This window comes from Curtobacterium sp. AC273 (assembly GCF_979253735.1).
On record NZ_CEEDDU010000008.1, the window covers coordinates 77752 to 102096 of the forward strand.

The following is a 24345-nucleotide window of genomic DNA, read 5'->3' on the forward strand; positions in this document are numbered from 1 at the left end:
GCGAGCCCGTGTTCGCCCACCACGACGACGAGCAGGTCCCCGTCGACCAGATCACCTCGGTCGAGGACGGTCTGCGTCGGTGGCTGACGGCCTGACCACGGCCGGGTCCACCCGGCTGAGCCCCGCCCGCGCCCGGTGGCACGCCCGCTACCGGTTGGTGCCGTGGTGGGTGCGGATCACGGTCGTCTACGTCCTCGCCCGGCTCGTCACGGGCGCGATGTTCTCCGCGTTCGCGAGCGTGCAGGCGGCGAACTCCTTCACCGTCCAGCACCCGTCGTACCTGTCGTTCGCGTCCATCTGGGACGGCGCCTGGTACCGGGTGATCGCGGCGAACGGGTACCCGTCGACCCTGCCGGTGGACGCCGCCGGTCACGTCACCGAGAACGCGTGGGCGTTCATGCCGGCGTACCCGTTCCTGGTGCGAGGCGCTGATGGCGCTGACCGGGGCGTCGTTCGAGTTCGTCGCGGTCTCGGTCTCGCTGCTGTGCGGTTGGGGTGCGGCGCTGGTGTTCCGCCGGCTGATGGGGCGCTTCCTCGACCCGGCGCGTGCGACGTTCGCCACGGTGCTGTTCTGCGTCGCGCCGGTGTCCGCGATGTTCCAGGTCGCCTACGCCGAGTCGATGGGGCTGTTCCTGCTCCTCGTCGCGCTGCTGCTCATGGTCGACCGGCGCTGGTGGACCACGCTGCCGTGGTGCTGCTGCTCGGGATGACCCGGCCGACGGGGCTGGCGTTCGCGCTGCTCGTGGTGCTGTTCCTCGGCGCGTGGTTCGTCCGGCCGGCCTGGGTCCGGTCGTCAGAACCCTGACCCTCCGACGGTTCGTGCCGCCCGCCGTGGTCGCCGTCGTCTCGGGGGTGGTCGGGCTGGCCTGGCCGGCGATCGCCTGGGCGGTGACGGGAGTGCCGAAGGCCTACACGGACACCGAGCTGGCTTGGCGGTCGTCGTACATCGGCTGGAAGGAGCTCGGTGCCCTTCGCGCCCTGGATCCAGGGCTTCGGGTGGTAGTTCCGCCAGCCGGCCGGCGGGATCCTGCTCGCCGTGGTCGTCGTCGGGTTCGCGGCGTTCGTGTTCCTGCCCGCTGCGCGCCGCATCGGGCTCGAGCTGCGGCTCTGGGGCGTCGCCTACCTCGTCTACCTGCTCGCGGTGTTCTTCCCGCAGTCGAGCACCTGGCGCATCCTGCTGCCGATCGCGCCGCTCCTCGGGATCGTGGCGCTGCCGCGGTCGCGGGGTCTACCGGGTCGCGGCCGTGGTCGCCTGCATCGCCGCGCAGTGGGCGTGGCTGTACTTCTGCTGGTGGGTCGACGGCTACGACTGGACCCCGCCGTGATCGGTTCGGGCTGACCCGACGGGGCGTCGTCACCCGGCCGCCACGCCGCGGCCCGCAGTGACCATCGCGTTCACCGTCGCGATGAACGGCACCGCGAAGAACGCCCCGACGACTCCGGCGATCGTCGTGCCCGCGGTGACACCGAGGACCACGCCGAGCAGGTGGACGCTGACGGCCTGACCGGTCAGGAACGGGTGCAGCACGTGGCTCTCGAGCTGCTGCACGAGCACGACGACCCCGAGCATGATCAGCGCCGTCACCCACCCGTTGAACACCAGCGCGATGAGCACGGCCACGATCCCGGCGACGATCGCGCCCACGACCGGGATGAACGCCCCGAGGAACACGATCACGCCGATCGGGACGGCGAGCGGCACCTGCAGGATGAGGGCCCCGATCACCACGCCGAGCGCATCGGTGACCGCGACGAGGAGCTGGATCCGGATGAAGCTGGTCAGCGTCTTCCACCCGGCGTGCCCGGCGACGTCGATGCGCGGGCGCGCACGACCGGGGAACAGCCGGACCACCCAGGCCCAGATCCGTGGTCCGTCGATGAGCACGAAGAGCGTCGTGAACACGATGATGAACAGGCCCTCGAACGCGTGCACCGCTCCCGAGCCCGCCTCCTGGAAGCCCGACAGGATCGACGAGGCGTGCGTCTGCAGGTAGTCGGTGCCGTCGGACACCCACCGGTTCACGTCACGCGCAGTGATGCCGAAGGGCTCGCTGTCGAGGAGCGACTGCAAGGACCGCACGCTGTGGTGCAGCCGGTGCTCGAGCGAGGGCAGGTCGTACCGGATCTGCGCGGTCACGATCAGTGCGAGGCCGCCGATGGCCAGCACGATCGCGACGAAGCAGGACAGCACCGCCGTCCACTTCGGCCAGCGGTGGCGCTGCAGGAACGCCGACATCGGAGCGAGGAGTGCGCAGACGAGCAGGGCGACGAGGAACGGCACGACGATGTCCTGCAGCAGGACGACGAGCGCCACCACGACGGCGAGCAGGGCGCCGACGACCAGCAGTCGCCACGAGAACGCACCGGCGATCCGCATCCCCGCCGGGACCGCGTCGTCGGTCGGCACGGGGACGGCGGCCTCGTCCCGAGGGGTCCGATTGCGCATGGAGCGGATGTTCGGCATACGCCAAGGTGACCATTCCGAGCCGCGAGAACGTCCCGATTCGCCACCCCCAACCTGGGCGGTTTCGCAGTTCCCCCATCGATACGAGATAATGGGCGTGCATGTACTGCACGAAAGGGGACATCTGATGGCAGCCATGAAGCCGAGGACCGGTGACGGGCCGATGGAGGCTGTTAAGGAGGGTCGACTCATCATCGTGCGGGTTCCGCTCGAAGGTGGAGGCCGCCTGGTCGTCTCGGTCAACGATGCCGAGGCCAAGGAACTCCACGACGCACTCGCTGAGGTCGTCTCGGCCTAGTACGTCGAAGCACCGAACGGAGAGCCCGGAACGCGTACGTTCCGGGCTTTCCGCCGTCCGGAGCCGGAGCCGGAGCCGGAGCCGGAGCAGGAGCCGGAACCAGTCCCGATGCCGGCGCGGGGCCCGGTGTCGGCCGCGCACGGCATGATGGCGTCCGTGCCGAGGACCCACATGCCGATCCGTCGCGTCGAGGAGTTCTGCGACCCGCACCCGATGCCCCGCGACGTCTGGCCGGCGACCCTGGCCCCGGTGCGGCAGCTCCTCGACGAGGGGCTCGACCTCGACCCGGTCACGGTGTTCGTCGGGGAGAACGGCGTCGGCAAGTCGACCATCGTCGAGGCGATCGCGCTGCAGTTCGGCATGGGACCCGAGGGCGGCGGGACCGGGTCGCAGCACTCGACGCGTCCGTCCGAGTCCTCACTCTGCGAGCACATCGCCATCCGGAGGGACTTCGGCGCGCCGCGGGGCGGGTTCTTCCTGCGGGCCGAGACCATGCACGGGTTCTTCACCTACCTCGAGGAACACCCGAACCGGTCACGACCCGAGCCCGTCTTCCACGAACGCAGCCACGGCGAGGTCCTTCCTCGACTTCGTGATCGACCGGGCGCGGTGGCCCGGGTTGTGGATCCTCGACGAGCCCGAGTCGGCGCTGTCCTTCTCCGGCTGTCTGGCGCTCATCGGACTGCTGCAGTCGATCGTCGAGAGCGGCGTCGGGCAGGTCATCCTGTCGACGCACTCGCCCGTGCTCGCGGCCTTCCCCGGCGCGACCATCCACGAGGTCGGCGAGTGGGGCCTCCGTCGCACCGACTGGGCCGACCTCGACCTCGTGCGGCACCAGCGGTCGTTCCTCGAGTCGCCGGAGCGCTACCTGCGGCACCTGTCCTGACGACCGGAGCCGTCGCTAGTCGGAGACCTTCGTCATCTGCAGCAGCCCGTCACCGGCCGGCGAGAGCGCGCTGATGACCGCACCGGACGTCGACACCTCGGTGAGCAGCAGCCGGAAGTCGGTGGTCGCGCGGTCCCGCTTCACCGGGTCGGCGACACGCCCGCGCCAGAGCGCGTGCGGCACGAGCACCGTCCCGCCGAGCCGCGCGAGCCGCAACCCGTGCTCGACGTACTCGATGACGTGCTCCGGGTCGGCGTCGACGAGCACGACGTCGTACGACGCCTCGTTCATCCGCGGCAGGACCTGGTTCGCGCGGCCCGGGATGAGCCGGATGCGGGACGGGGCGGAACCGGCGGCGATGTAGGCGTCGCGCGCGTACTGCTGGTGGTCCACCTCGACGTCGATCGTGGTGAGCGTCGCGTTCGGGGCACCGCCGAGCAGGTACAGCCCGGACACGCCGAGCCCGGTCCCGATCTCGATGATGCTCGTCGCGCGGGACGCGGCGGCGACGACGCCGATCTGCGCGCCGATCGCGGGTGAGATCGCCTCGACCCCGAGCTCGAGGGAGTGCTCACGCGCTCGGGCGATCACCTCGGACTCCGAGACGATGTCCTCGGCGAACTTCCAGTTCGACTCTTTCTCTGACACGCACACTCCGTTCGGGTGACAACTCTACGAGGTGCCGTGCGGCCGGGACGGGTTACGCTCGTACCGTGTTCGACGGCTTCGAGAAGTTCCTGGTGATCGGGATCATCGGCGTCCTCTTGCTCGGGCCGCAGCGGCTGCCGATGTACGCCCAGAAGCTCGCCGAGTTCGTGAAGGCCGTCCGTCGCTTCGCCGACACCGCGAAGGACCGCATGCGCGAGGAGATGGGTCCGGAGTTCGACGAGGTCGACTGGCAGAAGCTCGATCCGCGGCAGTACGACCCGCGGCGCATCATCCGCGACGCCCTGCTCGACTCCGGTGGCAGCGCAGCCGCCGTGCAGACGGCGCAGGTCACCGCGTCCAAGGTGCGCGCGACGGCACCGGTGGTGCCGCTCGCCGCGGGCGAGGCCGCACCCTTCGACACGGAAGCGACCTGACGCCCGTCACGTGACCAGCTGACGGACTGGAGGCGCGGTGCCAGCTGGCACCGCGCCTCCAGTCCGTCAGCGGTTGCGGCGCGACGTTCCTTCCCAGGACGGCCGCGATGGAACGACGGATCGGACGTACTCGGTGAGAAGGAACCACCGAGTACGCCCGATTCGACCCGGGCTTCGGGTCAGTCCTTCGTCGCGACGATCGTGAAGGTCGTCGGCACGCGGTCGCGGTCGGCCTCGGGCCACGCCCACGAGCCGTCGCCGGTGTCCTCCATCCGCGAGCTGAAGCGCCACGGGAGCGTCCGGCCCTCGTCGAGGCGTCGCAGTCGGAGTCCGGCGCCGAGCAGCGCGGTGACGATCTCCGACAGCGGGTGCGGCCACTCGTACGTCCGGGCGTTCGCCACCGTTCCCTCGCCCGCGTACGTGGCCGCGTCGTCCCACTGCTGTGCGGTGCCGTCCGGGAAGTACCGGTACCGGGTGACGAGCTCGTCGGCGGCTTCGTCGAGCGCGTAGAGCGCCGGGTGGCCGTCGCGGATGAAGAACACCCCGCCGGGCCGGAGCAGCGCGGCGACCTGCGCCGCCCACCGGTCGAGGTCGGCGAGCCAGGTGATCGTGCCGATGCTCGTGTAGACGACGTCGAAGTCACCGACCACGGCCGCCCGGGCGTCGAGGACGTCGGTCTCGACCCAGGTGACGTCGAGGCCGAGCCGTTCGGAGAGCCCGGCGGCGGAGGCGAGGGCGGCGGGGGAGAAGTCGACCCCCGTCAGCCGGGCACCCTCGCGCGCGAGCGACACGGTGTCGGTGCCGATGTGGCACTGCAGGTGGCAGACCTCGAGGCCGGCGAGCGAGCCTCCGGGGAGCCAGGGGAGGAGCGCCGGCAGGTCGTCCCGGACGACCGTCGACCGGTGGTCGGGGTCCGCGAGGGCGTCGATCTCGTACGCGCCCTCGTGGATCGGGACCCGGTCCTCCCAGTTCGCGCGGTTCGTGTCGCGGGCGTGCGCCCAGTCGACGCTGACGTGGTCGGTGCTCATGGAACTGAGCCTGAGGTCAGGGAGAGCCCGAGCTTCCGGCCGGACAGCCCGCGGCCCATGGTGGTGATCCGGTCCGCGACGGCGTCGAGCGCGACGGCGGCCGGATCGGACGGCGCGCCGAGCACCACGGGTACGCCGGCGTCGCCGCCCTCGCGCAACGGGACCGAGAGCGGCACGCTGCCGAGCACCGGCACGGGGGACTGCTGGTCGCGGGAGAGCCGCCGGGCCGTCTCGGCGCCGCCGCCCTCGCCGAACAGGTGCAGCACGGAGCCGTCGGGCTGCACGAGGCCCGCCATGTTCTCCACGACGCCGATCACCCGCTGCCCGGTCTGCCGGGCGACGATGCCGCTCCGTTCGGCCACGTCGGCGGCGGCGGCCTGGGGCGTGGTGACGACGAGCACCTCGGCGTGCGGGAGGAGCTGGCCGACCGAGATCGCGACGTCGCCGGTGCCCGGTGGCAGGTCGAGCAGCAGGACGTCGAGGTCGCCGAAGAACACGTCGGTCAGGAACTGCGAGACGGTGCGGTGCAGCATCGGCCCGCGCCAGGACACGGCGGTCGAGACGTCGTCGACGAACATCCCGATCGAGACGACCTTCACGTCGTGGGCGACGGGCGGCAGGATCATGCTGTCCACCCGGGTCGGCCGCGGCGCCACGCCGTGCTCGTCGGTGAGGCCCATCAGCCCCGGGACGCTGAAGCCGTGCACGTCGACGTCCACGATGCCGACGCGCTGCCCCCGTGCGGCGAGGGCCGCGGCGAGGTTCACGGTGACGGTGGACTTGCCGACGCCGCCCTTGCCGCTCGTCACCGCGATCACCCGGGTGAGGGAGTCCGGCGTGAACTGCACGCCACGGGGACGTCCGGCGCGCAGCCGCTCGGTCAGGGCGGCCCGGGTCGCCGAGGCCATCACGGAGACGTCGACCGCCACCGTGGACACGCCGTCCACGGAACCGGCGGCCGCACGGACGTCGCGCTCGATGGTGTCGGCGGCCGGGCACCCCACGATCGTGAGCTGCAGGTCGACGCGTACCGCGCCTCCAGGCTGCACGTCGACCCCGCGGATCATGTCGAGCTCCGTGACGGGCCGGCGGATCTCCGGGTCGATGACGCGGGCGAGCGCAGCGAGGACGGCGGAACCGAGGGCCTGGTCGTCCTCAGCCACGGGCGGTGCTGCCGGGGTCACCGGCGAAGTCGGTGTCCTGCGCGTCACGCCGGTCGAGCTCCTCGAGCAGTGACCGGAGCTCGGCGCGGATGAAGTCCTTCGACGCCATGTCGCGCATCGCCAGGCGGAGGGCGACGACCTCGCGGGCGAGGTACTCGGTGTCCGCCAGGTTCCGTTCGGCACGCTGCCGGTCCTGCTCGAACTGCACGCGGTCGCGGTCGTCCTGCCGGTTCTGGGCGAGCAGGATGAGCGGTGCGGCGTACGAGGCCTGCAGCGACAGCACGAGCGTCAGGGCCGTGAAGCCGATCGCGGCCGAGTCGAACTGCCACGGCTTCGGCGCCAGCGTGTTGTAGCCCATCCAGACCAGGCAGAAGAGCGTCAGGCCGATCAGGAACCAGGGCGTCCCCATGCCACGCGCGATGCCCTCGGTGGCGCGACCGAAGGTGTCGCCGCGACCGGAGCGGCGGCGGGTCGGGAGCACGCGCGTGCGCATGCCCTTCGGGGAGTCGAGGCGCTCCTGACGATCCAGGCGCTCCTGGCGGTTCTCATCCGTTCGGGCCACGGGTGGTCCTCCTTCCCGTCGTCACGGGCGTCTTGCGCGGGCGTTGGCGTGGGAGCGGTGAGGGTTCCCCTCGCCCTGACTTCGCCAGTCGTCCGGCAGGACGTGGTCGAGGACATCGTCGATCGTCACCACCCCGACGAGTCGGTGGGCGTCGTCGACCACGGGGACGGACAGCAGGTTGTAGGTCGCCATGATGCGGGTGACCTCGGCGGCGCTCGCGTCGACCCGGACCGGTTCGGTCTGCTGGTCGATGAGCGTGCCGAGCCGCTCGTTCGGCGGGTAGCGGAGCATCCGCTGGAAGTGGACGAGCCCGAGGAACCGACCGGTCGGCGGCTCGTACGGCGGCAGCGTGACGCAGACCGCGGCCCCGAGGACCGGCGCGAGCTCGTGGCGTCGGACCAGCGCGAGGCCCTCAGCGACGGTGGCGTCGGCGGAGACGATCACGGGCTCGGTCGTCATGAGACCACCGGCCGTGTCCGGCTCGTACTCGAGGAGCATGCGGACGTCCTGCGCCTCTTCCGGTTCCATGAGCTGGAGGAGGGCTTCACTGCGCTCGTCGGAGAACTGCGCGAGGACGTCGGCCGCGTCGTCCGGCTGCATGTGGTCGAGGACGTCGGCCGCGCGGGAGTCCTCGAGCCGGGTGAGGATCTCGATGCGCTGCTGGTCGGGCATCTCCTCGAGCACGTCGGCGAGACGGTCGTCGGGGAGCTCCTCGGCCACCTCGAAGCGGCGTTCCTCGGGCAGGTCGAGCAGGGTCGACGCGAGGTCGGCGGGCAGCAGGTCGGAGTACGCCGCGATGACGTGCTCGGCGGACTGCGCCTCGCCGGGGAGCTCGTCCTCGGTCACCTCGTTCCAGGTGGCGAACGTGGTCGGGCCCTTGCCGAACGGGGACGGCGTGGTCTTCGGCTTGCGGAGGAAGAGCTGCGAGACCTCCCAGTCGCCCTGCCCGCGGTCCTCGATCGCGACGTCCTCGATGGTGGCGCGGATGCGCTCCTTCTTGATGAGGACCTTGCGGCCGAGCATCTCGGCGATCACCCGGACCTCGCCACCGCGCTGCTCGAAGCGACGCATGTTCACGAGGCCGGTCGTGATGACCTGCCCGGCGCCGATCGAGGTGATCCGGCCGATGCTGACGAAGATGCGGCGCTTGCCCGGCACCTCGACGATGAGTCCGACGACGTGCGGCGGGTCGGCCCGGCGGTAGACGACGAGGACGTCCCGCACCCTGCCGACGCGGTCGCCCGCGGGGTCGAAGACGGAGCACCCGGCGAGGCGGGCGACGAAGACCTTCGTGGCGCTCACCCGACCCAGCGTAGTCGCTGCGTCTGGCCGCACGGTGCCGCGGGGTCCGGGCGTCCTCCCCGGCACGGTGCCGCGGCGTCCGGGCGTCCTCCCCGGCGGTGCACGTGCAGATCGCAAGGTGTTCGGTGAATGATGGCTGGGTGAGCAATCAGAGCCCCTTCGCCGGCAGGACCGCCCAGGCCTTCCCGACGCTGCCCAAGGGCGACGTCCTCGGCACCTACGACAGCTACCCCGACGCCCAGCGCGTCGTGGCGAAGTCTCGCCGAGGCCGACTTCCCGGTCAACCAGCTCTCGATCGTCGGCAACGACCTCAAGACGGTCGAGCGGGTCACCGGCAAGATGACCTACGGCCGTGCCGCCATCGCCGGCGCGCTGTCCGGCCTCTGGCTCGGCATCTTCTTCGGCATCGTGCTCACCCTGTTCTCACCGAGCGCCGGCGGCCTCATCCTCGCCGCCGCCATCATCGGTGCGGCCTTCGGCATGCTCTACGGCATCGTCTCGTTCGCGATCACGAAGCGGCAGCGCGACTTCACGAGCGTGCACCAGGTGCTCGCCACGAACTACCAGATCGTCGTCGACCCGCAGCTGACCGGGCAGGCCCGTCGCATCCTCGGCGAGGCCGGCGTCGCCCCGCAGACGCACTGGAACCCGGGCACGCCCGGGGCACCGGGAGCGCCGGGGGCCGGCTTCCAGGGGCAGCCCCCGCAGCAGCCGTGGCGGCCCGGCCCGCAGAACGGGCAGCCGAACAAGACCCAGGGGTCGCCCTACGGTGGGCACGCCACACCGCACCAGCAGCCTGGAGAGCACGCAGCAGCCCGGCACGCCGGCCTCGGGCCCGCAGGCGGGAACGCCGACGGGCGCGCCGCGCTACGGCACGAACGAGGGAGCCCCGGTACGGGGAGACCTCGGCGACGGCTCCCGCGTCCGCTCCCGCCGAGCCCGCGGCTGCCGCACAGCCCCCGACACGACGAGCCGCCGCGCTACGGCGAGCGGGTCACGGGTTCCACGCCGCCGTCCGCGCCCGAGGCGAAGGACGACGAGTCCCGCTGAGGTCGCACTCCCGCGGGGTTCCGCGGCGGTGACGCCCGCAGAAGTGCGATCTCACGGGCGAGCCCGCGGCCGTGCGCTCGGCACCGGGATCGCGGGCTACAGGACCTTCGAGTAGCAGATCGAGAGCGGGGCCCCGACGTAGGGACCGAAGTTCGCGATGCGCGAGAAGCCCTCGCGCTCGTAGAACCCGATCGCGCGCTTCTGCTCGGTGCCGGTCTCGAGCACCAGGGCCGGTGACCCGAGGTCGAGCGCGGCTTCCTCCAGCCGACGCAGCAGGGCCGCAGCGACACCGGACCCGCGCGACTCCGGCCGGACGTACATCCGCTTGATCTCGGTGATGCCGTCCTGCACGACCCGCAGTCCGCCGCAGGCGAGCGGTGTGCCGTCCTCGTCGCGGGCGAGGAAGAACACGGCGATCGACTCGGCCGTGGGCTTCTCGCCCGGCTCGGTGTCACCGCCGTAGGCACGGTCGATCTCGAGACGCTGGGCGGCACGGAGTCGCTGGGCGTCGGGGGAGTCGAAGTGCTCGACGTCGATCACGAACACGGCCGGGGCGCCCGCCGCGGTGGCGGGGCGCTGGCCGGGGGTTCGCGCTGGGGTTCGTGCTGTGGTTCGTGCTGGGGGAGACCTCGGGCGTCGTCACCCGCTCAGGCCCTAGCGGCCGGAGCGGGCGATCCACCCCCTCCACTTCCGAGGGGGTCCGGGGGATGCCGACCGACAGGTTCTCGGCGCCGTCCTCGGTCACGAGGATGTCGTCCTCGATCCGGACGCCGATGCCGCGGAACTCCTCCGGCACGGTCAGGTCGTCCTGCTGGAAGTACAGTCCGGGCTCGATCGTGAAGACCATGCCGGGCTGCACGATGCCGTCGATGTACATCTCGCGACGGGCCTTCGCGCAGTCGTGCACGTCGAGGCCGAGGTGGTGGCTGGTGCCGTGCACCATGTAGCGGCGGTGGAACTGGTTGTCCTGCTGCAGCGATTCCTCGGCGGTGCCGGGCAGGAAGCCCCACTCGGCGGTCTTCCGCGCGATGACCTCCATCGCGGTGGCGTGCACCTGGCGGAAGGTGATGCCGGGCTTCACGATCGCGAACGCGGCGTCGGCGGCTTCGAGCACGGCCTCGTACACCAGGCGCTGCACGTCGGTGAACGTGCCGCTGACCGGCAGCGTCCGGGTGATGTCGGCCGTGTAGAACGAGTCGACCTCGACCCCGGCGTCGATGAGGATCAGGTCGCCCGGCTGCACCGCACCGTCGTTCCGGGTCCAGTGCAGGATGCAGGCGTGGTGGCCGGAGGCGGCGATCGTGTCGTAGCCCACGGTGTTGCCGTCGGCGCGGGCACGGCGGTTGAAGGTGCCCTCGACGATGCGCTCGCCACGGGGGTGCGCCAGCACGGCGTCGAAGTCGGCGATGACGTCGTCGAACCCGGCCTTCGTGGCGTCGACGGCCTTGCGGAGCTCGTGCACCTCGTACGCGTCCTTCACGAGGCGCAGCTCGGACAGGTCGCGGGCGAGGACGTCGTCGGTCGCCGGCACGCCGTCGGCCTCCGGTGCGCCGCCGATCGCGCTGCCGAGTCGCTCGTCGAGCGCCCGGGTGAGGTCGGTGTCGGCTTCGCGCACGAGGAGCGCCGAGGTGTCGAGCCCGGCGGTCACGGCGTCGAACGCGGCGAGGTCGGCCGTGGCGAGGCCGAGGTCCGCTGCGACCTCGTCCAGCGACGGGCGCGGTCCGACCCAGAACTCGCCGATCTCGGGATTGGCGTAGAACTCCTCGGAGTCGCGGCCGGCGGTCGCCCGGAAGTAGACGGTGGCGTCGTGCCCGGAGCCGTTCGGCGTCATGACGAGCACGGAGCCGACGACGGTGTCGGTGCCCCACCCGGTCAGGTGCGCGAACGTGGAGTGCGGACGGAACGGGTAGTCGCAGTCGTTCGAGCGGACCTTCGCCTGCCCGGCCGGCACGACGATGGTGCGACCGGGGTGCAGTTCGGAGATCCGTGCGCGTCGCTCGGCGGCGAAGGCGGCCTGCTCGCGCGGCTCGGGCAGCGGGCGGTCGCGATCGGCCCACTGCGACCCGATGTAGTCCTTGAACGTCGAGGACCCGGGGGTCGTGGAACGGTTGCTCGTCGCGCGGGGCGTGGTGTCGGACATGCACCCATCATCGCACCGCCCGGAGGACCTCGTCCTGTGCGCCTCCCTCACCTGTGGATAGCATTGTGCCGTGCCCGATCCGTTCATCGACCTGCACGCGCACTCGAGCGTCTCCGACGGCACCGAGCGACCCGCGGACCTCGTCCGAGCGGCAGCGGCCGCCGGGCTGGACGCCGTCGCCCTGACGGACCACGACACGACGGCGGGCTGGGCCGAGGCCTCGGCGACCGCTCGCGACCTGCCGCTCACGCCTCCTGCCGGCCCTCGAGCTCAGCACGCGCGTCGGGTACCGCAGCGTCCACGTCCTCGGCTACCTGGTCGACCCCGAGCACCCCGGCCTCGTCGAGGAGACCGGCCGGATCCGCGACGGCCGACTCGCGCGCGCCCGTCGGATGGTGGACCGCATCGGTCGCGACCACCCGATCACCTGGGACGACGTGATCGCGCAGTCCCGTGCCGGTGCCACCATCGGCCGCCCGCACATCGCCGACGCCCTCGTCGCGCGCGGGCTCGAGGTCGACCGGAGCGCGGCGTTCCGGGGCATCCTCCACCCGTCCTCGGGCTACTACGAGCCGCACGACGCCCCGACCCCGCTCCGTGGCGTCGAGCTCTATCCGGCAGGCTGGCGGTGTGCCCGTGATCGCGCACCCGGCGGCGTCCTCGCGCGGCATCGTCATCGACGAGCCGATGCTCCGCGACCTGGTCGAAGCCGGGCTCGGCGGGCTCGAGGTCGACCACCGCGAGAACCTCGCGCACGGCAAGCGGACGCTCCTCGACTGGGCGGGGCGCTACGGCCTGTTCGTGACGGGGTCGAGCGACTACCACGGCACCGGCAAGCCGAACCGACTCGGCGAACACCGGACGGCCCTCGTGTCGTTCGACGCCATCCGCTCCGAGGCCAGCGGCAGCGCGCCGGTCGTCGGCGCGGGCTCGCGCCTGACCTGATCCGACCCGAGTCTCGGCCAGCATGGTCGGCGGGGACGACGAAGGGGCCGTCGCGTCAGCGACGGACCCTTCGTCCTGGAGGCGCTACTCGCCGTCCGACGTGCCCTGCGGTGCCGAGGCGGTCGCCTCGGACGACCCGGTGCCCGACCCGCGGCGGCGACGCCGACGACGACGCTTCGCGGCGCCGTCGGCCGAGCTGGCCTCGGCCGACTCTGCCGGGCCGGACGCGGATGCCGCAGCCGGGGACTCGGATGCCGGGGCCTCCGAGGCGGGCGTGTCCGTGCCTCCAGACCGGGTGCGGCTGCGTGCCGGACGCGAGCCGGTGCGCGGCGGTCGGTCGCCCGTCTTCCGCTCGGCGGGACCGCCGGCGGAGGCGGCGTGGGCCGAGGCGCCGGGGAGGCGACCCTTCGTGCCCTTGGGGATGTCGAGCTCCTCGAACAGGTGCGGCGACGACGAGTAGGTCTCGACGGGCTCGGGGATGCCGAACTCGAGGGCCTTGTCGATGAGCGTCCACTTGTGCAGGTCGTCCCAGTCGACGAACGTGACCGCGATGCCGGTCTTGCCCGCACGGCCGGTGCGGCCGGCGCGGTGCAGGTACGTGTCCGGGTCGTCCGGGATGGTGTGGTTGATGACGTGCGTGACGTCGTCCACGTCGATGCCGCGCGCAGCCACGTCGGTGGCGATGAGGACGTCGCGCTTGCCGGCCTTGAAGGCGGCCATCGCGCGCTCGCGCTGCTCCTGGTTGAGGTCGCCGTGCACCGCTGCGGCGTTGAACCCGCGGTCCTTCAGCTCCTCGACCAGCTTCGCCGCGGCACGCTTCGTGCGGGTGAAGATGACGGTCTTGCCGCGACCCTCGGCCTGCAGGATGCGGGCGATGACCTCGTCCTTGTCGAGCGAGTGCGCCCGGTAGATGAGGTGCTTGATGTTGGCCTGCATGAGGCCCTCGTCCGGGTCGGTCGCGCGGATGTGCACCGGGCGGCTCATGAACCGGCGGGCGAGCGCCACGATCGGAGCGGGCATGGTCGCCGAGAACAGCATCGTGTGCCGCACCTCGGGGATGGCCTGGAAGATGCGCTCGATGTCCGACAGGAACCCGAGGTCGAGCATGCGGTCGGCCTCGTCGAGGACGACTTCCTGCACGTGGGAGAGGTCGAGCATGCGCTGGCGCTGCAGGTCGATCAGGCGGCCCGGGGTGCCGACGACGATCTGCGCGCCGGCCTTGAGCTGCTCGATCTGGCCCTCGTACGCCTTGCCACCGTAGATCGACACGATCGTGGTGGGGCGGTTCGAGGCAGCCAGCTCGAGGTCCTCGGTGACCTGCACCGCGAGCTCGCGGGTGGGGACGACGACGAGGGCCTTCACGCCGGGGGCCGGGTCGGCACCGAGACGCTGGATGAGGGGGAGGCCGAACCCGAAGGTCTTGCCGGTACCCGTCTTGGCCTGGCCGATGATGTCCTGGCCGGTGAGGGCGAGCGGGATCGTCTGCTGCTGGATCGGGAAGGGCTCGATGATGCCCTTGCCGGCGAGCGCATCGACGATGTCCTGCTCGATGTTGAGGTCTGAGAAAGTCAAAGAATCACCTTAGTTCTGGTGGAAGTCCCGACCAGTCTACCGACGGGCCGTGTCGGGCGTGGGTGCGGGTGGGTTCCGCTATGCTCTTCGGGTGGTGTCGTGGTGGAACCGGAAGCGCGCTGCGCAGCTCGCCGCCGCGTGGCTCGCGTCGCGCAACCCGCGGAACGCCTCGCCCGTGGAACGCCTGCAGCTGGACGACGTCAGCCCCGAGCTCGACGTCTACCTCGGCCAGGCGGCCTACCTGCAGCTGTCGCTCTACGAGACCATGGGCCGCGCCGGAGCCGGTGCCCCCACGCTGTCCGGACGCCTGGTGACCGGCGTGCTCGCCACCACCGCGCTCGAACGGCACCGGACCATCGTCGCAGAGATCGAGCGGTCCGGGGAGACCCCGCCGCGTTGATGGCACCCCACCGTGAGGCGATCGACCTCTTCCTCGAGCGCACGAGCGGTGCGGACTGGTACGAGTCGATGCTCACCGGGTACGTGACCGCCGGCATCCTGAACGACCTGTTCGGCAGCCTGCTCCGCTCGTTGCCGACCGACGTCCGACAGCGGCTCCGCACCGTGTTCGACGCGCGCGAGGAAGCGGCCGTGGTCGAGGAACTGACGGCCCGCATCGACGAGGAACCGCAGGTCGGTTCGCGCCTGGCGATGTGGGGCCGGCGGCTCGTCGGGGACACGCTGCTCGTGGCCCGGTCGGCGCTGGCGTCGCACGCGCGCGAGGACCAGGAGCGGCTCGAGCCGGTCTGGACCGAGCTCATCGCCGCGCACACCCGGCGGATGGACGCACCTCGGCCTCGACGGCCTGACACCGTCAGGCTGGGCCCGTCGGGGCTAGGCGCCCTGGGCCTTGACCCGCTCGTAGTAGGCCGTGTCGGCCGCGGTGCGACGGTTTGCCGAGGACCCACTCGGCGACGAGTGCGAGCACGCCGGCGCCGACCAGGGCGACGACCCAGATCCACGTGCCGTCGTACTTCCAGCCCGCCCAGCTCAGCGCTTCCCAGAGGACGGCGGCGACGACGCCGCCGACCGCCGGGCCGAGCAGGAACCACGCGTCGACCGCCACGGCAGCACGACGTGGGCGACGGCCCCGACAATCAGACCGCCGAGGACCGCGAAGAGCAGTTCCACGTCGTCAGGCGACGAAGCCGATGCGGCGGGATTCCTCGGCGCCGACCTCGACGTAGGCGAGCGAGGCGACCGGCACGATGAACCGGCGACCCTTCTCGTCCTGGAGGGAGAGGTGCGTCGACTTCGCCGCGAGGGCCTCAGACACGGCCTTCTCGATCTCGTCGGCGGTCTGGGCGGTCTCGAAGGCGATCTCGCGGGGGCTGTTGGTGATGCCGATCTTGATGTCCACGAGCACAGCGTATCCGAGCGCCCCACCGGGACATCGGACGTTCGCCGCAGGCGCACGGGACGCGTGCGCCGGTGGCCCGACGACCGGTCTCCGGGCCGCGGTCGTGGCGGCCGGCCGGTGTCGGTCGCGGCGGTTACCGTACGAGGGTGCCCACGACCACGCTGACGCCCGCACCCGCCCCCGAGGGTGTCTCGCGTGCGCTGGCGACGGACCCGTCACAGGCCGCGGTCCTCGCGCTGCCGGACGGTCGGCACGCGGCCGTGATCGGGGCACCGGGCACCGGCAAGACGACGACGCTCGCGCGGCTGGTCGCCGCGCGGCTCGGTCGTGCCGACGGGATCTCCCCGGACGGGCACGCCGGCGTGCTCGCCCTCACCTCGTCGCGGACGGCGGCCACCGCGCTGCGTGACCGGCTCGCGGCCTCGGTGGAGCGTGCCGTCCCCGGTGCGCTCGCGCGGACCGTGAACTCCCTGGCGTTCCAGATCGTCGCGCACGCCGCGGCCGTGCAGCTGCAGGAACCGCCCCACCCTCCTCACCGGTGGCGAGCAGGACCGCATCATCGCCGACCTGCTCGACGGACACGAGCTCGACGGCACCGGCCCCGACTGGCCGGCACCCATCACGGCGGTGGTCCGCGAGCGCGCCGGGTTCCGCACGGCGCTCCGCGACGTCATGATGCGTGCGGTGGCCGCCGGCGTCGAACCCGAGGACATGCGCGAGCTCGGGGACGACACCGGGCGTCCGGAGTGGCGGGCCGTCGGGGACTTCGTGGACGAGTACCGCGCGGCCGTGACCGCCTTCCGCGCCACCAGCCTCGACGCGGCCGAGCTCGTGGCGTACGCCACCGCGGCCGTCCTGCGCGGGCAGGTCCCGGCGAGCGTCGCGGCACTCGGCTCGTCGTCGTGGACGACACCCAAGAGCTGGTCGAGGGCGAGATCGCACTGCTCGGGGCCCTCGCACGGTCCGGCGTGCAGGTCGTGGCGTTCGGCGACCCGGACATCGCCGCCTCGGCGTTCCGCGGTGCCGAGCCCGACGTCCTGGGGCGGCTGGCGGTGCGGCTCGGCGTCGACCGCGTGGATGACGTCGTGCTGACGACGGTGCACCGGTACCCCGAGCCGATCCGGGCGCCTCGTCGCCGGCATCACCGCGCGCATCGGCACGGCCGCTGCCGGACGGCAGCGCACGGCGACGGCGACGACGGAGGACGCCCGCCCCGACGCCGTGGTCCACCTCGAGGGCGCGAGCCGCGCGGCCCTCGTCGTCGCGGTCGCTCGGCGGCTCCGCGAACACCGGCTGCTCGACGGCGTGCCGTGGCACCGGATGGCCGTCGTGACCCGCAGCGGCGCCGCGATCCCCGAACTGGTCCGGGCGCTCTCCGTGGCCGAGGTCCCGGCGACCGCCGGCGCCGCGCCCGTCCGTCCCCGCGACGACACCGCCGCCCGGTCGCTCCTCGACGCCGCTGCCGTGGCGCTCGGGGTGCTGCCGCTGGACGCGGTCCTCGCGACCGCCTTCGCGACCGGTCCGCTCGGTGGCCTGGACACCCTGGCGATGCGCCGACCCTCGGCTCGCGCTGCGTCGCGAGGAGCTCGCCGGCGGGGGCAGTCGCACGCCGACGAACTGCTGGTCGACGCACTCGGGGCGCCCGAGCGGCTCGCGACGGTCGACGCCGGGTTCGCGCGGCGGGCGACCCGGCTCGCACGGAGCCTGGTGCAGGCACGGGCCGACGCCGGCCGACGCCAGCATCGAGGAGATCCTCTGGGGGCTCTGGGAGCGCAGCGGACTGGCCGGCAGCTGGGGTGCGCAATCCGCATCCGGTGGGGGTCGGCGGCCGAGGCCGACCGCCACCTCGACGCCGTGGTCGGGCTCTTCACCGCGGCGAAGCGCTTCGTCGAGCGCACGCCGGACGCCCCGGCCCGGGTGTTCGTCGACGACCTGCTCGGCTCCGACCTGCCCGAGGACTCGATCGGTCCCGACCGGACCGCGGGTCAGGTGCGCGTGCTGACCCCGTCGGCGACCATCGGCCTCGAGTGCGACGTCGTCGTCGTCCTCGGGTTGCAGGACGGCGTCTGGCCGAACACCCGGGTGCGGGGCAGCCTGCTCGACCCGGACGGCTTGGTCCGGGCGGCGGCGGCATCGACCACGCCGCCGTCGACGACCGCCGCCGCCGTGATCGCCGACGAACTCCGGCTCTTCGCGCGGGCCGCCTCGCGCGCCACCACCCAGGTCGTCATCGGCACGGTCGCGAACGACGACGAGGCTCCATCGCCGTTCGTGCGCCTCGTGCCGGTCCCGCCCGACCGCCAGCCGACCGCCCACCCGTTGTCCCTGCGCGGTCTGGCGGGTTCGCTCCGGCGCCGGGTCGTCGCGTGGGCGACCACGAGGCCGCCTCGGCACTCGCGCGCCTGTCCGAGGCCGAGGTACCGGGGGCGTCGCCGGACGACTGGTACGGCCTGGCCGAGCCCTCGACCGAGACGCCACTCGTCGACCTCGACGCCGAGCCGCTCCCCGACCCGGACGACCCCGAGGGCGGCGAGCCGGTGGCCCTGACCGTGTCGGTGTCCCCGTCCCGCATCGGCACCTTCGAGGAGTGCCCCGTGCACTGGTTCGTGCAGACGTTCGGCGGCAGCGCTCCGAGCCCGGCGATGGGAATCGGGACGATCGTGCACGAGGCGATGGAGCACGCGACCGAGGTCGACGTCGAGTCGTTGTGGGCCCACGTGGAAGGACGCTGGGACGAGCTCACGTTCGAGTCGCCGTGGGTGGCCGACCGCGAGCGTGCGCGGACCCGTCGGATGGTCGAGGGACTGAGCGACTACCTCCGCACCTTCGCCAGTGCCGGACGTCGGCTGCTCGGTGCGGAGACGTCGTTCGCCCTCGTCACCGGTCCGGCCCGGATGCGCGGCAGCATCGACCGGATCGAGGTCGACCCCGACGGGCGCGTCAGCGTCGTGGACCTGAAGACCGGACGGTCGATGCCGAGCGAGAAGAAGGACATGCCGGAGCACCCGCAGCTCGGGGCGTACCAGCTGGCCGTCGAGGACGGCGCGGTCGAGGGCGTGCCCGCCGGGTCCGTGATGGCCGACGCCCGCCTGGTGTTCGTGCAGAACCCCCGCGGCGGACACGCGTTCTCCGAGCGCACCCAGCAGGCGTTCGACGCCGACGCCCGTGACGCCTACCGCGAGCGACTGCACACCGTCGCCCCGGGGGATGGCCGGCCGGACGTTCCTGGCGAACGTCGACGGCCACTGCGAGAAGGCCCGGACCGGCGTCGAGCGCCGGATCCACGTCGTCGGCGAGGTGACCTGGTGAACGAGGAACAGGTGATCGAGCCCTCCGCGCCCGCGCCCGCGGCCTGGACCGGCGACCGCGCCCGCAGTCGCGAGCGGGCCGCTGCACGACGCCGACACCATCGCGGACGCCCTCGGCCGCCCGCGTCCTACGGCCCAGCAGCGCGCCGTGATCGAGTCGCCGCTGCAGCCCGCGCTCGGTGGCCGGTGCCGGCAGCGGAAGACCGAGACCATGGCGTCCCGCGTGGTGTGGCTGCTCGCGAACGGCATGGTCCGCCCCGACGGGATCCTCGGACTCACCTTCACGCGCAAGGCCGCCGGCGAGCTGTCGGTCCGCATCAACGACCGCATCCGCGCGCTCGAGGACGTCGGACTGCTCGACGCCGGCGACGCGTTCGAGGCCCCCACGGTGTCCACCTACAACGCCTTCGCGAACTCCGTCTTCCGCGAGAACGCGTTGCTGGTCGGCCGCGACGGCGAATCGCAGGTGCTCACCGAGCCGTCCGCGTGCAGCTCGCCCGCCGGGTGGTCGTCAGCGCGCGCGACGACCGACTGGCCGGACTCGACCGCGACGTCGACACGGTGACCGCGGCGGTCGTGGCGCTCGCCGGAGCGGTGTCCGAGCACCTGGTCGAGCCCGAGCGACTGCGTCGGTTCGCGATCGACTTCGCCGGCCTGCTCGAACCGCCCGGCAGCTCCCGGGGCGGCACCCCGTACAAGGCCGTCACCGACGCCGTCGCCGCGATCGGCGCCCTCGAACCGCTCGTCGACCTGGTCGAGGAGTTCCGTCGGCAGAAGGTCGACCGCGGCTTCGTGGAGTTCTCCGACCAGATCGCGCTGGCCCTCGCCGCGGCCGAGTCGGCCCCGGTCGAGCGTGGTCACGACCTGCGGCAGCGCTACAAGGTCGTGCTGCTCGACGAGTACCAGGACACCTCGGTCGTGCAGACCCGGTTCCTCGCCCGACTGTTCCGCGGACACCCGGTGATGGCCGTCGGCGACCCGCACCAGTCCATCTACAGGCTTCCGCGGCGCGAGTGCGGCGAATCCTCGCCCGGGTCCCCCGCGACTTCGGCGAGCCCGAGCGGGGGGAGCGACCGGCCACCTCCTCGCGCTCTCGATCGAGCTGGCGGAACCCCGTCGACGTCCTCGCCGGGGCGAACGCGGTCGCCGCGCTGCTGTCCGAGGCCTCCGAGGTCGACGTCGAACGGCTCGTCCCCGCGCCCTCGGGCGACCGTGCCGGCAACGTCCATGCGGTGTTCCCGGAGACCCTCACCGGAAGAGGCCGCAGCCGTTCGCCGAGAGGTTCGACCGAGCGTCGCGCCGCCGACCTGGGCGGGTCGCTCACGCCCGCTGCGTGCGCTCCCGGAAAGGACCTCGCCGCCTTCGCCAAGGGCTGCGCCCGGCGATCCGCGCCGCGTGCCGCTGCCGACGTGCGTCGGGACGGGCAGGCCTGCTCAAGCGGCCCGGAGATCGTCGATCCCGACGCGCGCCCGCGAGTGCCTCCACGACCGGCCCGCGGGCAACGACCTGATCCGGCTGCCGCGCCGGGGCGCGGTGGCGGATCGCCATGGCGGACATCGCCGCCCTGCACGCCCTCGCCCGGTGCGGCTGTTCGGCCGCGACCACACGCAGCAGCGCCTCGACGACGACTCCTCACCGCGGCGTTCCGGGCGCCGGTCGCGGCGGGGAGCACGGGTCGATCGTCGACGCGCTCGACTTCGTCGCCACGGCACCTGACCAGCACGGCGCCCTGCGGAGATCAGCGACGTCGGTCGCCGCCGGATGCGCGAGCTCGGGCAGCAGCTCGCGTCGCTGCGATCGCGTGCCGCGGGTGACCTCGTGGACTTCGTGACCCTGGTCGTGCAGGAGATGCGCCTCGACATCGAGGTCGCCGCCCACGAGCAGGGCAGTCGTTCCTCGACGCGTTCATCGACGAGCTGGCCGGCTTCGTCACGACCGACGAGCGCGCCGACCTCGGAGCCTTCCTCGGCTGGATCGACGCCGCCGCCCGCCGTGACGACATGGGCCCCCGCCCGAGGAGCCCGAGGCCGGCACGGTGCAGATCCTGACCATCCACGGCTCGAAGGGCCTCGAGTGGGACGCGGTCGCGGTGCCGCGCCTGGTCGAGGTGCGCTGCCGGCCCGTCCGCAGGAGGGCTCGTCCGGCTGGATCGGCTTCGGGCGGCTGCCGTACGAGTTCCGCGGCGACGCCGAGGAGCTCCCGCGGCTCGACTGGCGCGGGCACGACAACCAGAAGGACGTCACACTCGCGATTGACGCCTACAAGGAGCAGGTGAAGGCCCGCAACGAGGACGAGGAGCGCCGGCTGACCTACGTGGCCCTGACCCGCGCCAAGCACGACCTGCTCGTGAGCGGGTCGTTCTGGGCGGGGGGGGTCCGGCCGACCGAGCCGAGCCGGTACCTCCGCGACCTGGTCGAAGCGGGTATCGTCGACGCTGCGGCGATCCCGGACACCACCGAGCACGAGGAGAACCCCCTGGGCGACGCCGGCGCCACCCAGTCGTGGCCGCACGTGCCGTTCGGGCACCGCGCCGCCCGGGTCGTCGCCGCTGCCGACCGGGTGCGGAACGCCAACCCCGGCGCCGCCGGCCGGTTCGCCGCGGACATCGACCTGCTGCTCGCCGAGCGGACCGCGAACCGCAGCGCCCGGCACCGGGTCGTCGTCCCGCACCGCGTGCCCGCGTCCGGCTTCAAGGACTACCTCGCCGAGCCCGACGCCGTGGCCGAGCGACTCCGCCGGCCGATGCCGGAACGGCCGTACCGCGCGACCCGGCTCGGCACGCTCTTCCACCAGTGGGTCGAGCAGCGCGCTCCGGAGCGGCGGCTCGCTCGAGACGCTCGACGTCTGGGACGGCGAACTCGACCTCGACGTCGACGACGTGGTGGACGCGTCGACGGACGCGGCGGTCACCGACGACGACGCACGACGGCTGGCGGACTTCCAGGCGACCTTCGCCCGGTCACGGTGGGCCGGACTCACCCCGATCGAGGTCGAGCGGGAGATCCACATCCCGTTCCTCGGCCACAGCGTCGTCTGCAAGCTGGACGCCGTCTACGAGATCGACGGCCGGGCCGAGGTCGTCGACTGGAAGACCGGCAAGGCGCCGAAGGGTGCCGACGACCTCGCGAAGCGGCAGCTGCAGCTCGCCCTGTACCGGGTGGCGTACGCGGAGTTCACCGGGCGGCCGACTCGACGAGGTCGACGCGGTGTTCTACTTCGTGGCCGACGACCTCGAGGTCCGGCCCCGCGAACTCCTCGACCGCGCCGGTCTCGAGCAGGCCTGGCTCAACGCGATCGGCTGAGCGCGATCGGCTGAGCGCGCGCGGGTGCGACGCGACCAGCTGCGGGGCCTGGAGGCGCGTGGCGGGCCCGCACCGCGCCTCCCGGCCGGGCAGACGGGTGCGTCTCGACCACCCGACGGTCACGACGGGCGGATGGTCCCGTCAGCCGTGCCGACGCTCGGTCGACGACAGCAGCTGCTCGACCTCGCCGATCTCCATCGTCTCCGGGGAGACGGACTGCAGCCGGGGCGGCGCTGGGCGCGTGCACCGCGTCGACCAGCCGGTGCATCATCGCGACCGCGTCGTCGACGACCTCGGTGCTCTTCGCCTGGACGCCGTGCAGCAGCCACTGCGCGGTCTCGAGCTCGTGGTGCACCCGTGCGCGCTGTGCGAGCTGACGGTCACGGCCGCCGCCGTTGGCCTCGTACGCGCTGAGGACCGTGTCGAACGCGTCCTTCCGGCCGGCGAGCACCCAGGCGAGGTCCTTCGCCGGGTCGCCGAGCCGCAGCTCGCCCCAGTCGATGACCGCGGACACCGCGTCGCCCTCGACGAGGATCGTCTCGGTGCCGATCGAACCGTGCACGACGGTCGGCGTGAACTGCCAGAGCTGCTGGTCGCGGGCGGCACCCTCCCAGCGCTCCTTGGCGCGGCAGGCACGAGCTTCGTGGCGACCGCGCGGTCCATCACGGAGACGGCGGAGCGCAGCACCTCGAAGGGCGTGAGCGACGGCAGCCCGGCGTCGGTGACGAAGCTCGTGGGCAGCTGGTGGATCGCGGCGATCGCCCGGCCGACGCTCGTGGCGAGCTCGGGGCGCTCGACGAGGGTCCCGAGGGTCGGGTGCGAGCCCGGCAGGTAGGTGGTGACGATGGCGCGGGTCGAGCCGATCGGCGCCTGGCCGCGGTACTCGGCCACGTCGAACGGGAGGCGCGTGCGGATCCCGGCGCTCAGCGCGCGGATCGCGACGAGGTCGGCCGACTGCCGGGCCTCGGCCCGCTGGTTGCGTGGACGGCGGATCGCCGTCCAGCGCCGCCGGCGTCGCGGAGGACGGCCGATTCGTAGTCCCCGGACGCCGCCGAGCCGAGCGTGCGCGTGCCCGTGACGACGAGACCGGGGACGGCCGTGGTCGCCAACGCGGCTAGAGTGAACTGGGATCCCGCCAGCACATCGAGGTAGGTCCGCAGACCGCGGTCGAGCGTGCGCCACGCTGGCCCCCGCGTCGGCCGGAGCGGGCGGTGTCCCGCACTCGCCCGACCAGATCCGACCCGAGGAGCCCCCTGCCGTGACCGTCGAGTTCGCCAGCCGGCTGCCCCTCTCCCGAAACGAACTCGACCGCGACGGCGAGTTCCGCGCGACCGCCGACCTCGACCGGGTGCTGCGGGACGACCCCTGAGACGCGGCTTCCCGCCCGTGCGGGTCGGAGATGCTCCGGAACGCGGACGGCACGCTGCGGTTCGTCACGGCCGCCGAGGTCCCGGCGGACACCGTGACCCTCTACCTCGGCCGCGCGGTGTCCGACGCCCCCGGACGCGCCTGCCGGCACCCGCTTCGTCGCCGCCTTCGTCGACGCGGCGACCGCGACCGCGATCGAGCCGGACGACGACGCGTGAGCCTCCGGATGGTTCGGCACCGAGCTGTCCGCGCGCGACCAGGGGCTGGCGGTCGAGGCGGTCGCCATGGCGAACTGGCACGCCGTCCACGGGTTCTCCCCGCGCACCGGCTCGCCCACCGACGTCGTCACCGGCGGCTGGGTCCGCCGTGATCCCGAGGGCCACGAGCACTTCCCGCGCACCGACGCCGCGATCATCGTCGGCGTGACGGACGCCGACGACCGCATCCTGCTCGGCCTCGAACGCCGCGTGGGACGCGAACCGGTACTCGCTGCCGGCGGGCTTCGTCGAGCCGGG

At 72.7% G+C, this 24345-nt stretch carries 24 protein-coding genes and 5 pseudogenes; 17 read left to right on the plus strand and 12 right to left on the minus strand.

Annotation, left to right across the window (positions count from 1 at the left end):
* The first annotated feature begins 79 nt into the window (after positions 1 to 79).
* Positions 80 to 805: a hypothetical protein gene (locus ACZ8AI_RS13270; protein ID WP_464858629.1), complete on the plus strand. Its 726-nt coding sequence runs from the start codon at positions 80 to 82 to the stop codon at positions 803 to 805.
* 231 nt (positions 806 to 1036) lie between these two features.
* Positions 1037 to 1339 (plus strand): hypothetical protein, encoded by a 303-nt coding sequence (locus ACZ8AI_RS13275; protein ID WP_464858630.1) that lies wholly within the window; start codon positions 1037 to 1039, stop codon positions 1337 to 1339.
* 15 nt (positions 1340 to 1354) lie between these two features.
* On the opposite strand, the gene ACZ8AI_RS13280 is transcribed toward ACZ8AI_RS13275, so the two are convergent.
* The gene (locus tag ACZ8AI_RS13280) at positions 1355 to 2446 is read right to left on the minus strand and encodes an AI-2E family transporter (RefSeq protein ID WP_464858631.1); all 1092 of its coding nucleotides are present in this window, start codon (positions 2444 to 2446) and stop codon (positions 1355 to 1357) included.
* Positions 2447 to 2591: 145 nt separating this feature from the next.
* Between ACZ8AI_RS13280 and ACZ8AI_RS13285 the strand changes: the two genes are divergently transcribed.
* From ACZ8AI_RS13285 to ACZ8AI_RS13295, 3 genes and pseudogenes are all read left to right on the plus strand, one after another.
* The gene (locus ACZ8AI_RS13285) at positions 2592 to 2762 is read left to right on the plus strand and encodes a DUF3117 domain-containing protein (RefSeq protein WP_017887054.1); all 171 of its coding nucleotides are present in this window, start codon (positions 2592 to 2594) and stop codon (positions 2760 to 2762) included.
* A gap of 213 nt (positions 2763 to 2975) precedes the next feature.
* Positions 2976 to 3089: pseudogene (locus tag ACZ8AI_RS13290) on the plus strand (AAA family ATPase); the annotation flags it as partial.
* Positions 3090 to 3354: 265 nt separating this feature from the next.
* Positions 3355 to 3648 carry a hypothetical protein gene (locus ACZ8AI_RS13295; RefSeq protein WP_464858824.1) on the plus strand — a complete coding sequence of 98 codons (294 nt, stop codon included), beginning with the start codon at positions 3355 to 3357 and terminating at the stop codon, positions 3646 to 3648.
* 15 nt (positions 3649 to 3663) lie between these two features.
* On the opposite strand, the gene ACZ8AI_RS13300 is transcribed toward ACZ8AI_RS13295, so the two are convergent.
* On the minus strand, positions 3664 to 4296 hold the full coding sequence (locus ACZ8AI_RS13300; RefSeq protein ID WP_071292713.1) for an O-methyltransferase: 633 nt from the start codon (positions 4294 to 4296) through the stop codon (positions 3664 to 3666).
* A 65-nt stretch (positions 4297 to 4361) separates the two neighbouring features.
* Here ACZ8AI_RS13300 and ACZ8AI_RS13305 point away from each other — a divergent pair, with 65 nt between their 5' ends.
* A complete protein-coding gene (locus tag ACZ8AI_RS13305; RefSeq protein WP_440689519.1) occupies positions 4362 to 4730 on the plus strand; it encodes a twin-arginine translocase TatA/TatE family subunit in 369 nt (122 codons plus the stop codon).
* Between the two features lie 179 nt (positions 4731 to 4909).
* On the opposite strand, the gene ACZ8AI_RS13310 is transcribed toward ACZ8AI_RS13305, so the two are convergent.
* The 4 genes from ACZ8AI_RS13310 to ACZ8AI_RS13325 form a co-directional block, all read right to left on the minus strand.
* Positions 4910 to 5758 (minus strand): class I SAM-dependent methyltransferase, encoded by an 849-nt coding sequence (locus tag ACZ8AI_RS13310; RefSeq protein WP_464858632.1) that lies wholly within the window; start codon positions 5756 to 5758, stop codon positions 4910 to 4912.
* Positions 5755 to 6921, minus strand: coding sequence for an Mrp/NBP35 family ATP-binding protein (locus ACZ8AI_RS13315; RefSeq protein WP_464858633.1), 1167 nt, complete (start codon positions 6919 to 6921; stop codon positions 5755 to 5757). The genes ACZ8AI_RS13310 and ACZ8AI_RS13315 overlap by 4 nt, the downstream gene beginning before the upstream one ends.
* On the minus strand, positions 6914 to 7414 hold the full coding sequence (locus tag ACZ8AI_RS13320) for a DUF1003 domain-containing protein (protein ID WP_071292767.1): 501 nt from the start codon (positions 7412 to 7414) through the stop codon (positions 6914 to 6916). Before ACZ8AI_RS13320 ends, ACZ8AI_RS13315 begins: the two co-directional genes overlap by 8 nt.
* A gap of 90 nt (positions 7415 to 7504) precedes the next feature.
* Positions 7505 to 8785: a magnesium transporter MgtE N-terminal domain-containing protein gene (locus ACZ8AI_RS13325; RefSeq protein WP_464858634.1), complete on the minus strand. Its 1281-nt coding sequence runs from the start codon at positions 8783 to 8785 to the stop codon at positions 7505 to 7507.
* Positions 8786 to 9079: 294 nt separating this feature from the next.
* Here ACZ8AI_RS13325 and ACZ8AI_RS13330 point away from each other — a divergent pair, with 294 nt between their 5' ends.
* On the plus strand, positions 9080 to 9835 hold the full coding sequence (locus ACZ8AI_RS13330) for a general stress protein (protein ID WP_464858798.1): 756 nt from the start codon (positions 9080 to 9082) through the stop codon (positions 9833 to 9835).
* 96 nt (positions 9836 to 9931) lie between these two features.
* Here ACZ8AI_RS13330 and ACZ8AI_RS13335 read toward each other — a convergent pair whose 3' ends face one another.
* Positions 9932 to 10375, minus strand: coding sequence for a GNAT family N-acetyltransferase (locus ACZ8AI_RS13335; protein WP_464858635.1), 444 nt, complete (start codon positions 10373 to 10375; stop codon positions 9932 to 9934).
* A complete protein-coding gene (locus ACZ8AI_RS13340; protein ID WP_464858636.1) occupies positions 10287 to 11975 on the minus strand; it encodes an aminopeptidase P family protein in 1689 nt (562 codons plus the stop codon). Before ACZ8AI_RS13340 ends, ACZ8AI_RS13335 begins: the two co-directional genes overlap by 89 nt.
* A gap of 70 nt (positions 11976 to 12045) precedes the next feature.
* On the opposite strand from ACZ8AI_RS13340, the pseudogene ACZ8AI_RS13345 reads away from it, so the two are divergent.
* A pseudogene (locus ACZ8AI_RS13345) lies at positions 12046 to 12920 on the plus strand (PHP domain-containing protein).
* Between the two features lie 84 nt (positions 12921 to 13004).
* Here ACZ8AI_RS13345 and ACZ8AI_RS13350 read toward each other — a convergent pair.
* On the minus strand, positions 13005 to 14492 hold the full coding sequence (locus ACZ8AI_RS13350; protein ID WP_464858637.1) for a DEAD/DEAH box helicase: 1488 nt from the start codon (positions 14490 to 14492) through the stop codon (positions 13005 to 13007).
* A 91-nt stretch (positions 14493 to 14583) separates the two neighbouring features.
* Between ACZ8AI_RS13350 and ACZ8AI_RS13355 the strand changes: the two genes are divergently transcribed.
* Complete coding sequence (locus ACZ8AI_RS13355) at positions 14584 to 14892, plus strand: hypothetical protein (protein WP_464858638.1); 309 nt, start codon at positions 14584 to 14586, stop codon at positions 14890 to 14892.
* Positions 14892 to 15143, plus strand: a pseudogene (locus ACZ8AI_RS13360) (ferritin-like fold-containing protein); the annotation flags it as partial. The gene ACZ8AI_RS13355 and the pseudogene ACZ8AI_RS13360, both read left to right, overlap by 1 nt.
* 163 nt (positions 15144 to 15306) lie before the next feature.
* Here ACZ8AI_RS13360 and ACZ8AI_RS13365 read toward each other — a convergent pair.
* Both ACZ8AI_RS13365 and ACZ8AI_RS13370 read right to left on the minus strand, forming a co-directional pair.
* Entirely contained in the window at positions 15307 to 15558 is a 252-nt protein-coding gene (locus tag ACZ8AI_RS13365; RefSeq protein ID WP_464858825.1) for a hypothetical protein, read from the minus strand.
* A 69-nt stretch (positions 15559 to 15627) separates the two neighbouring features.
* Positions 15628 to 15852: a DUF3107 domain-containing protein gene (locus ACZ8AI_RS13370; RefSeq protein WP_464858639.1), complete on the minus strand. Its 225-nt coding sequence runs from the start codon at positions 15850 to 15852 to the stop codon at positions 15628 to 15630.
* A 260-nt stretch (positions 15853 to 16112) separates the two neighbouring features.
* On the opposite strand from ACZ8AI_RS13370, the pseudogene ACZ8AI_RS13375 reads away from it, so the two are divergent.
* The 6 genes and pseudogenes from ACZ8AI_RS13375 to ACZ8AI_RS13400 all read left to right on the plus strand — a co-directional run.
* A pseudogene (locus ACZ8AI_RS13375) lies at positions 16113 to 16808 on the plus strand (UvrD-helicase domain-containing protein); the annotation flags it as partial.
* A gap of 265 nt (positions 16809 to 17073) precedes the next feature.
* Positions 17074 to 18399: a DEAD/DEAH box helicase gene (locus tag ACZ8AI_RS13380; RefSeq protein WP_464858826.1), complete on the plus strand. Its 1326-nt coding sequence runs from the start codon at positions 17074 to 17076 to the stop codon at positions 18397 to 18399.
* Positions 18400 to 18467: 68 nt separating this feature from the next.
* Positions 18468 to 18992 (plus strand): annotated as a pseudogene (locus ACZ8AI_RS13385) (RecB family exonuclease); the annotation flags it as partial.
* A 415-nt stretch (positions 18993 to 19407) separates the two neighbouring features.
* Complete coding sequence (locus ACZ8AI_RS13390; RefSeq protein ID WP_464858799.1) at positions 19408 to 19725, plus strand: UvrD-helicase domain-containing protein; 318 nt, start codon at positions 19408 to 19410, stop codon at positions 19723 to 19725.
* Positions 19726 to 19952: 227 nt separating this feature from the next.
* Positions 19953 to 20876, plus strand: a complete 924-nt coding sequence (locus ACZ8AI_RS13395) for a UvrD-helicase domain-containing protein (RefSeq protein ID WP_464858800.1) — start codon at positions 19953 to 19955, stop codon at positions 20874 to 20876.
* 1165 nt (positions 20877 to 22041) lie between these two features.
* Positions 22042 to 22476 carry a PD-(D/E)XK nuclease family protein gene (locus tag ACZ8AI_RS13400; protein WP_464858640.1) on the plus strand — a complete coding sequence of 145 codons (435 nt, stop codon included), beginning with the start codon at positions 22042 to 22044 and terminating at the stop codon, positions 22474 to 22476.
* Here the strand turns inward: ACZ8AI_RS13400 and ACZ8AI_RS13405 are convergent.
* On the minus strand, positions 22446 to 23465 hold the full coding sequence (locus tag ACZ8AI_RS13405) for a phosphotransferase (protein WP_464858801.1): 1020 nt from the start codon (positions 23463 to 23465) through the stop codon (positions 22446 to 22448). The genes ACZ8AI_RS13400 and ACZ8AI_RS13405 overlap by 31 nt on opposite strands.
* Before the next feature lie 396 nt (positions 23466 to 23861).
* Here ACZ8AI_RS13405 and ACZ8AI_RS13410 point away from each other — a divergent pair, with 396 nt between their 5' ends.
* Positions 23862 to 24200, plus strand: a complete 339-nt coding sequence (locus ACZ8AI_RS13410; RefSeq protein WP_464858641.1) for a hypothetical protein — start codon at positions 23862 to 23864, stop codon at positions 24198 to 24200.
* The last annotated feature ends 145 nt before the right edge of the window (positions 24201 to 24345 follow it).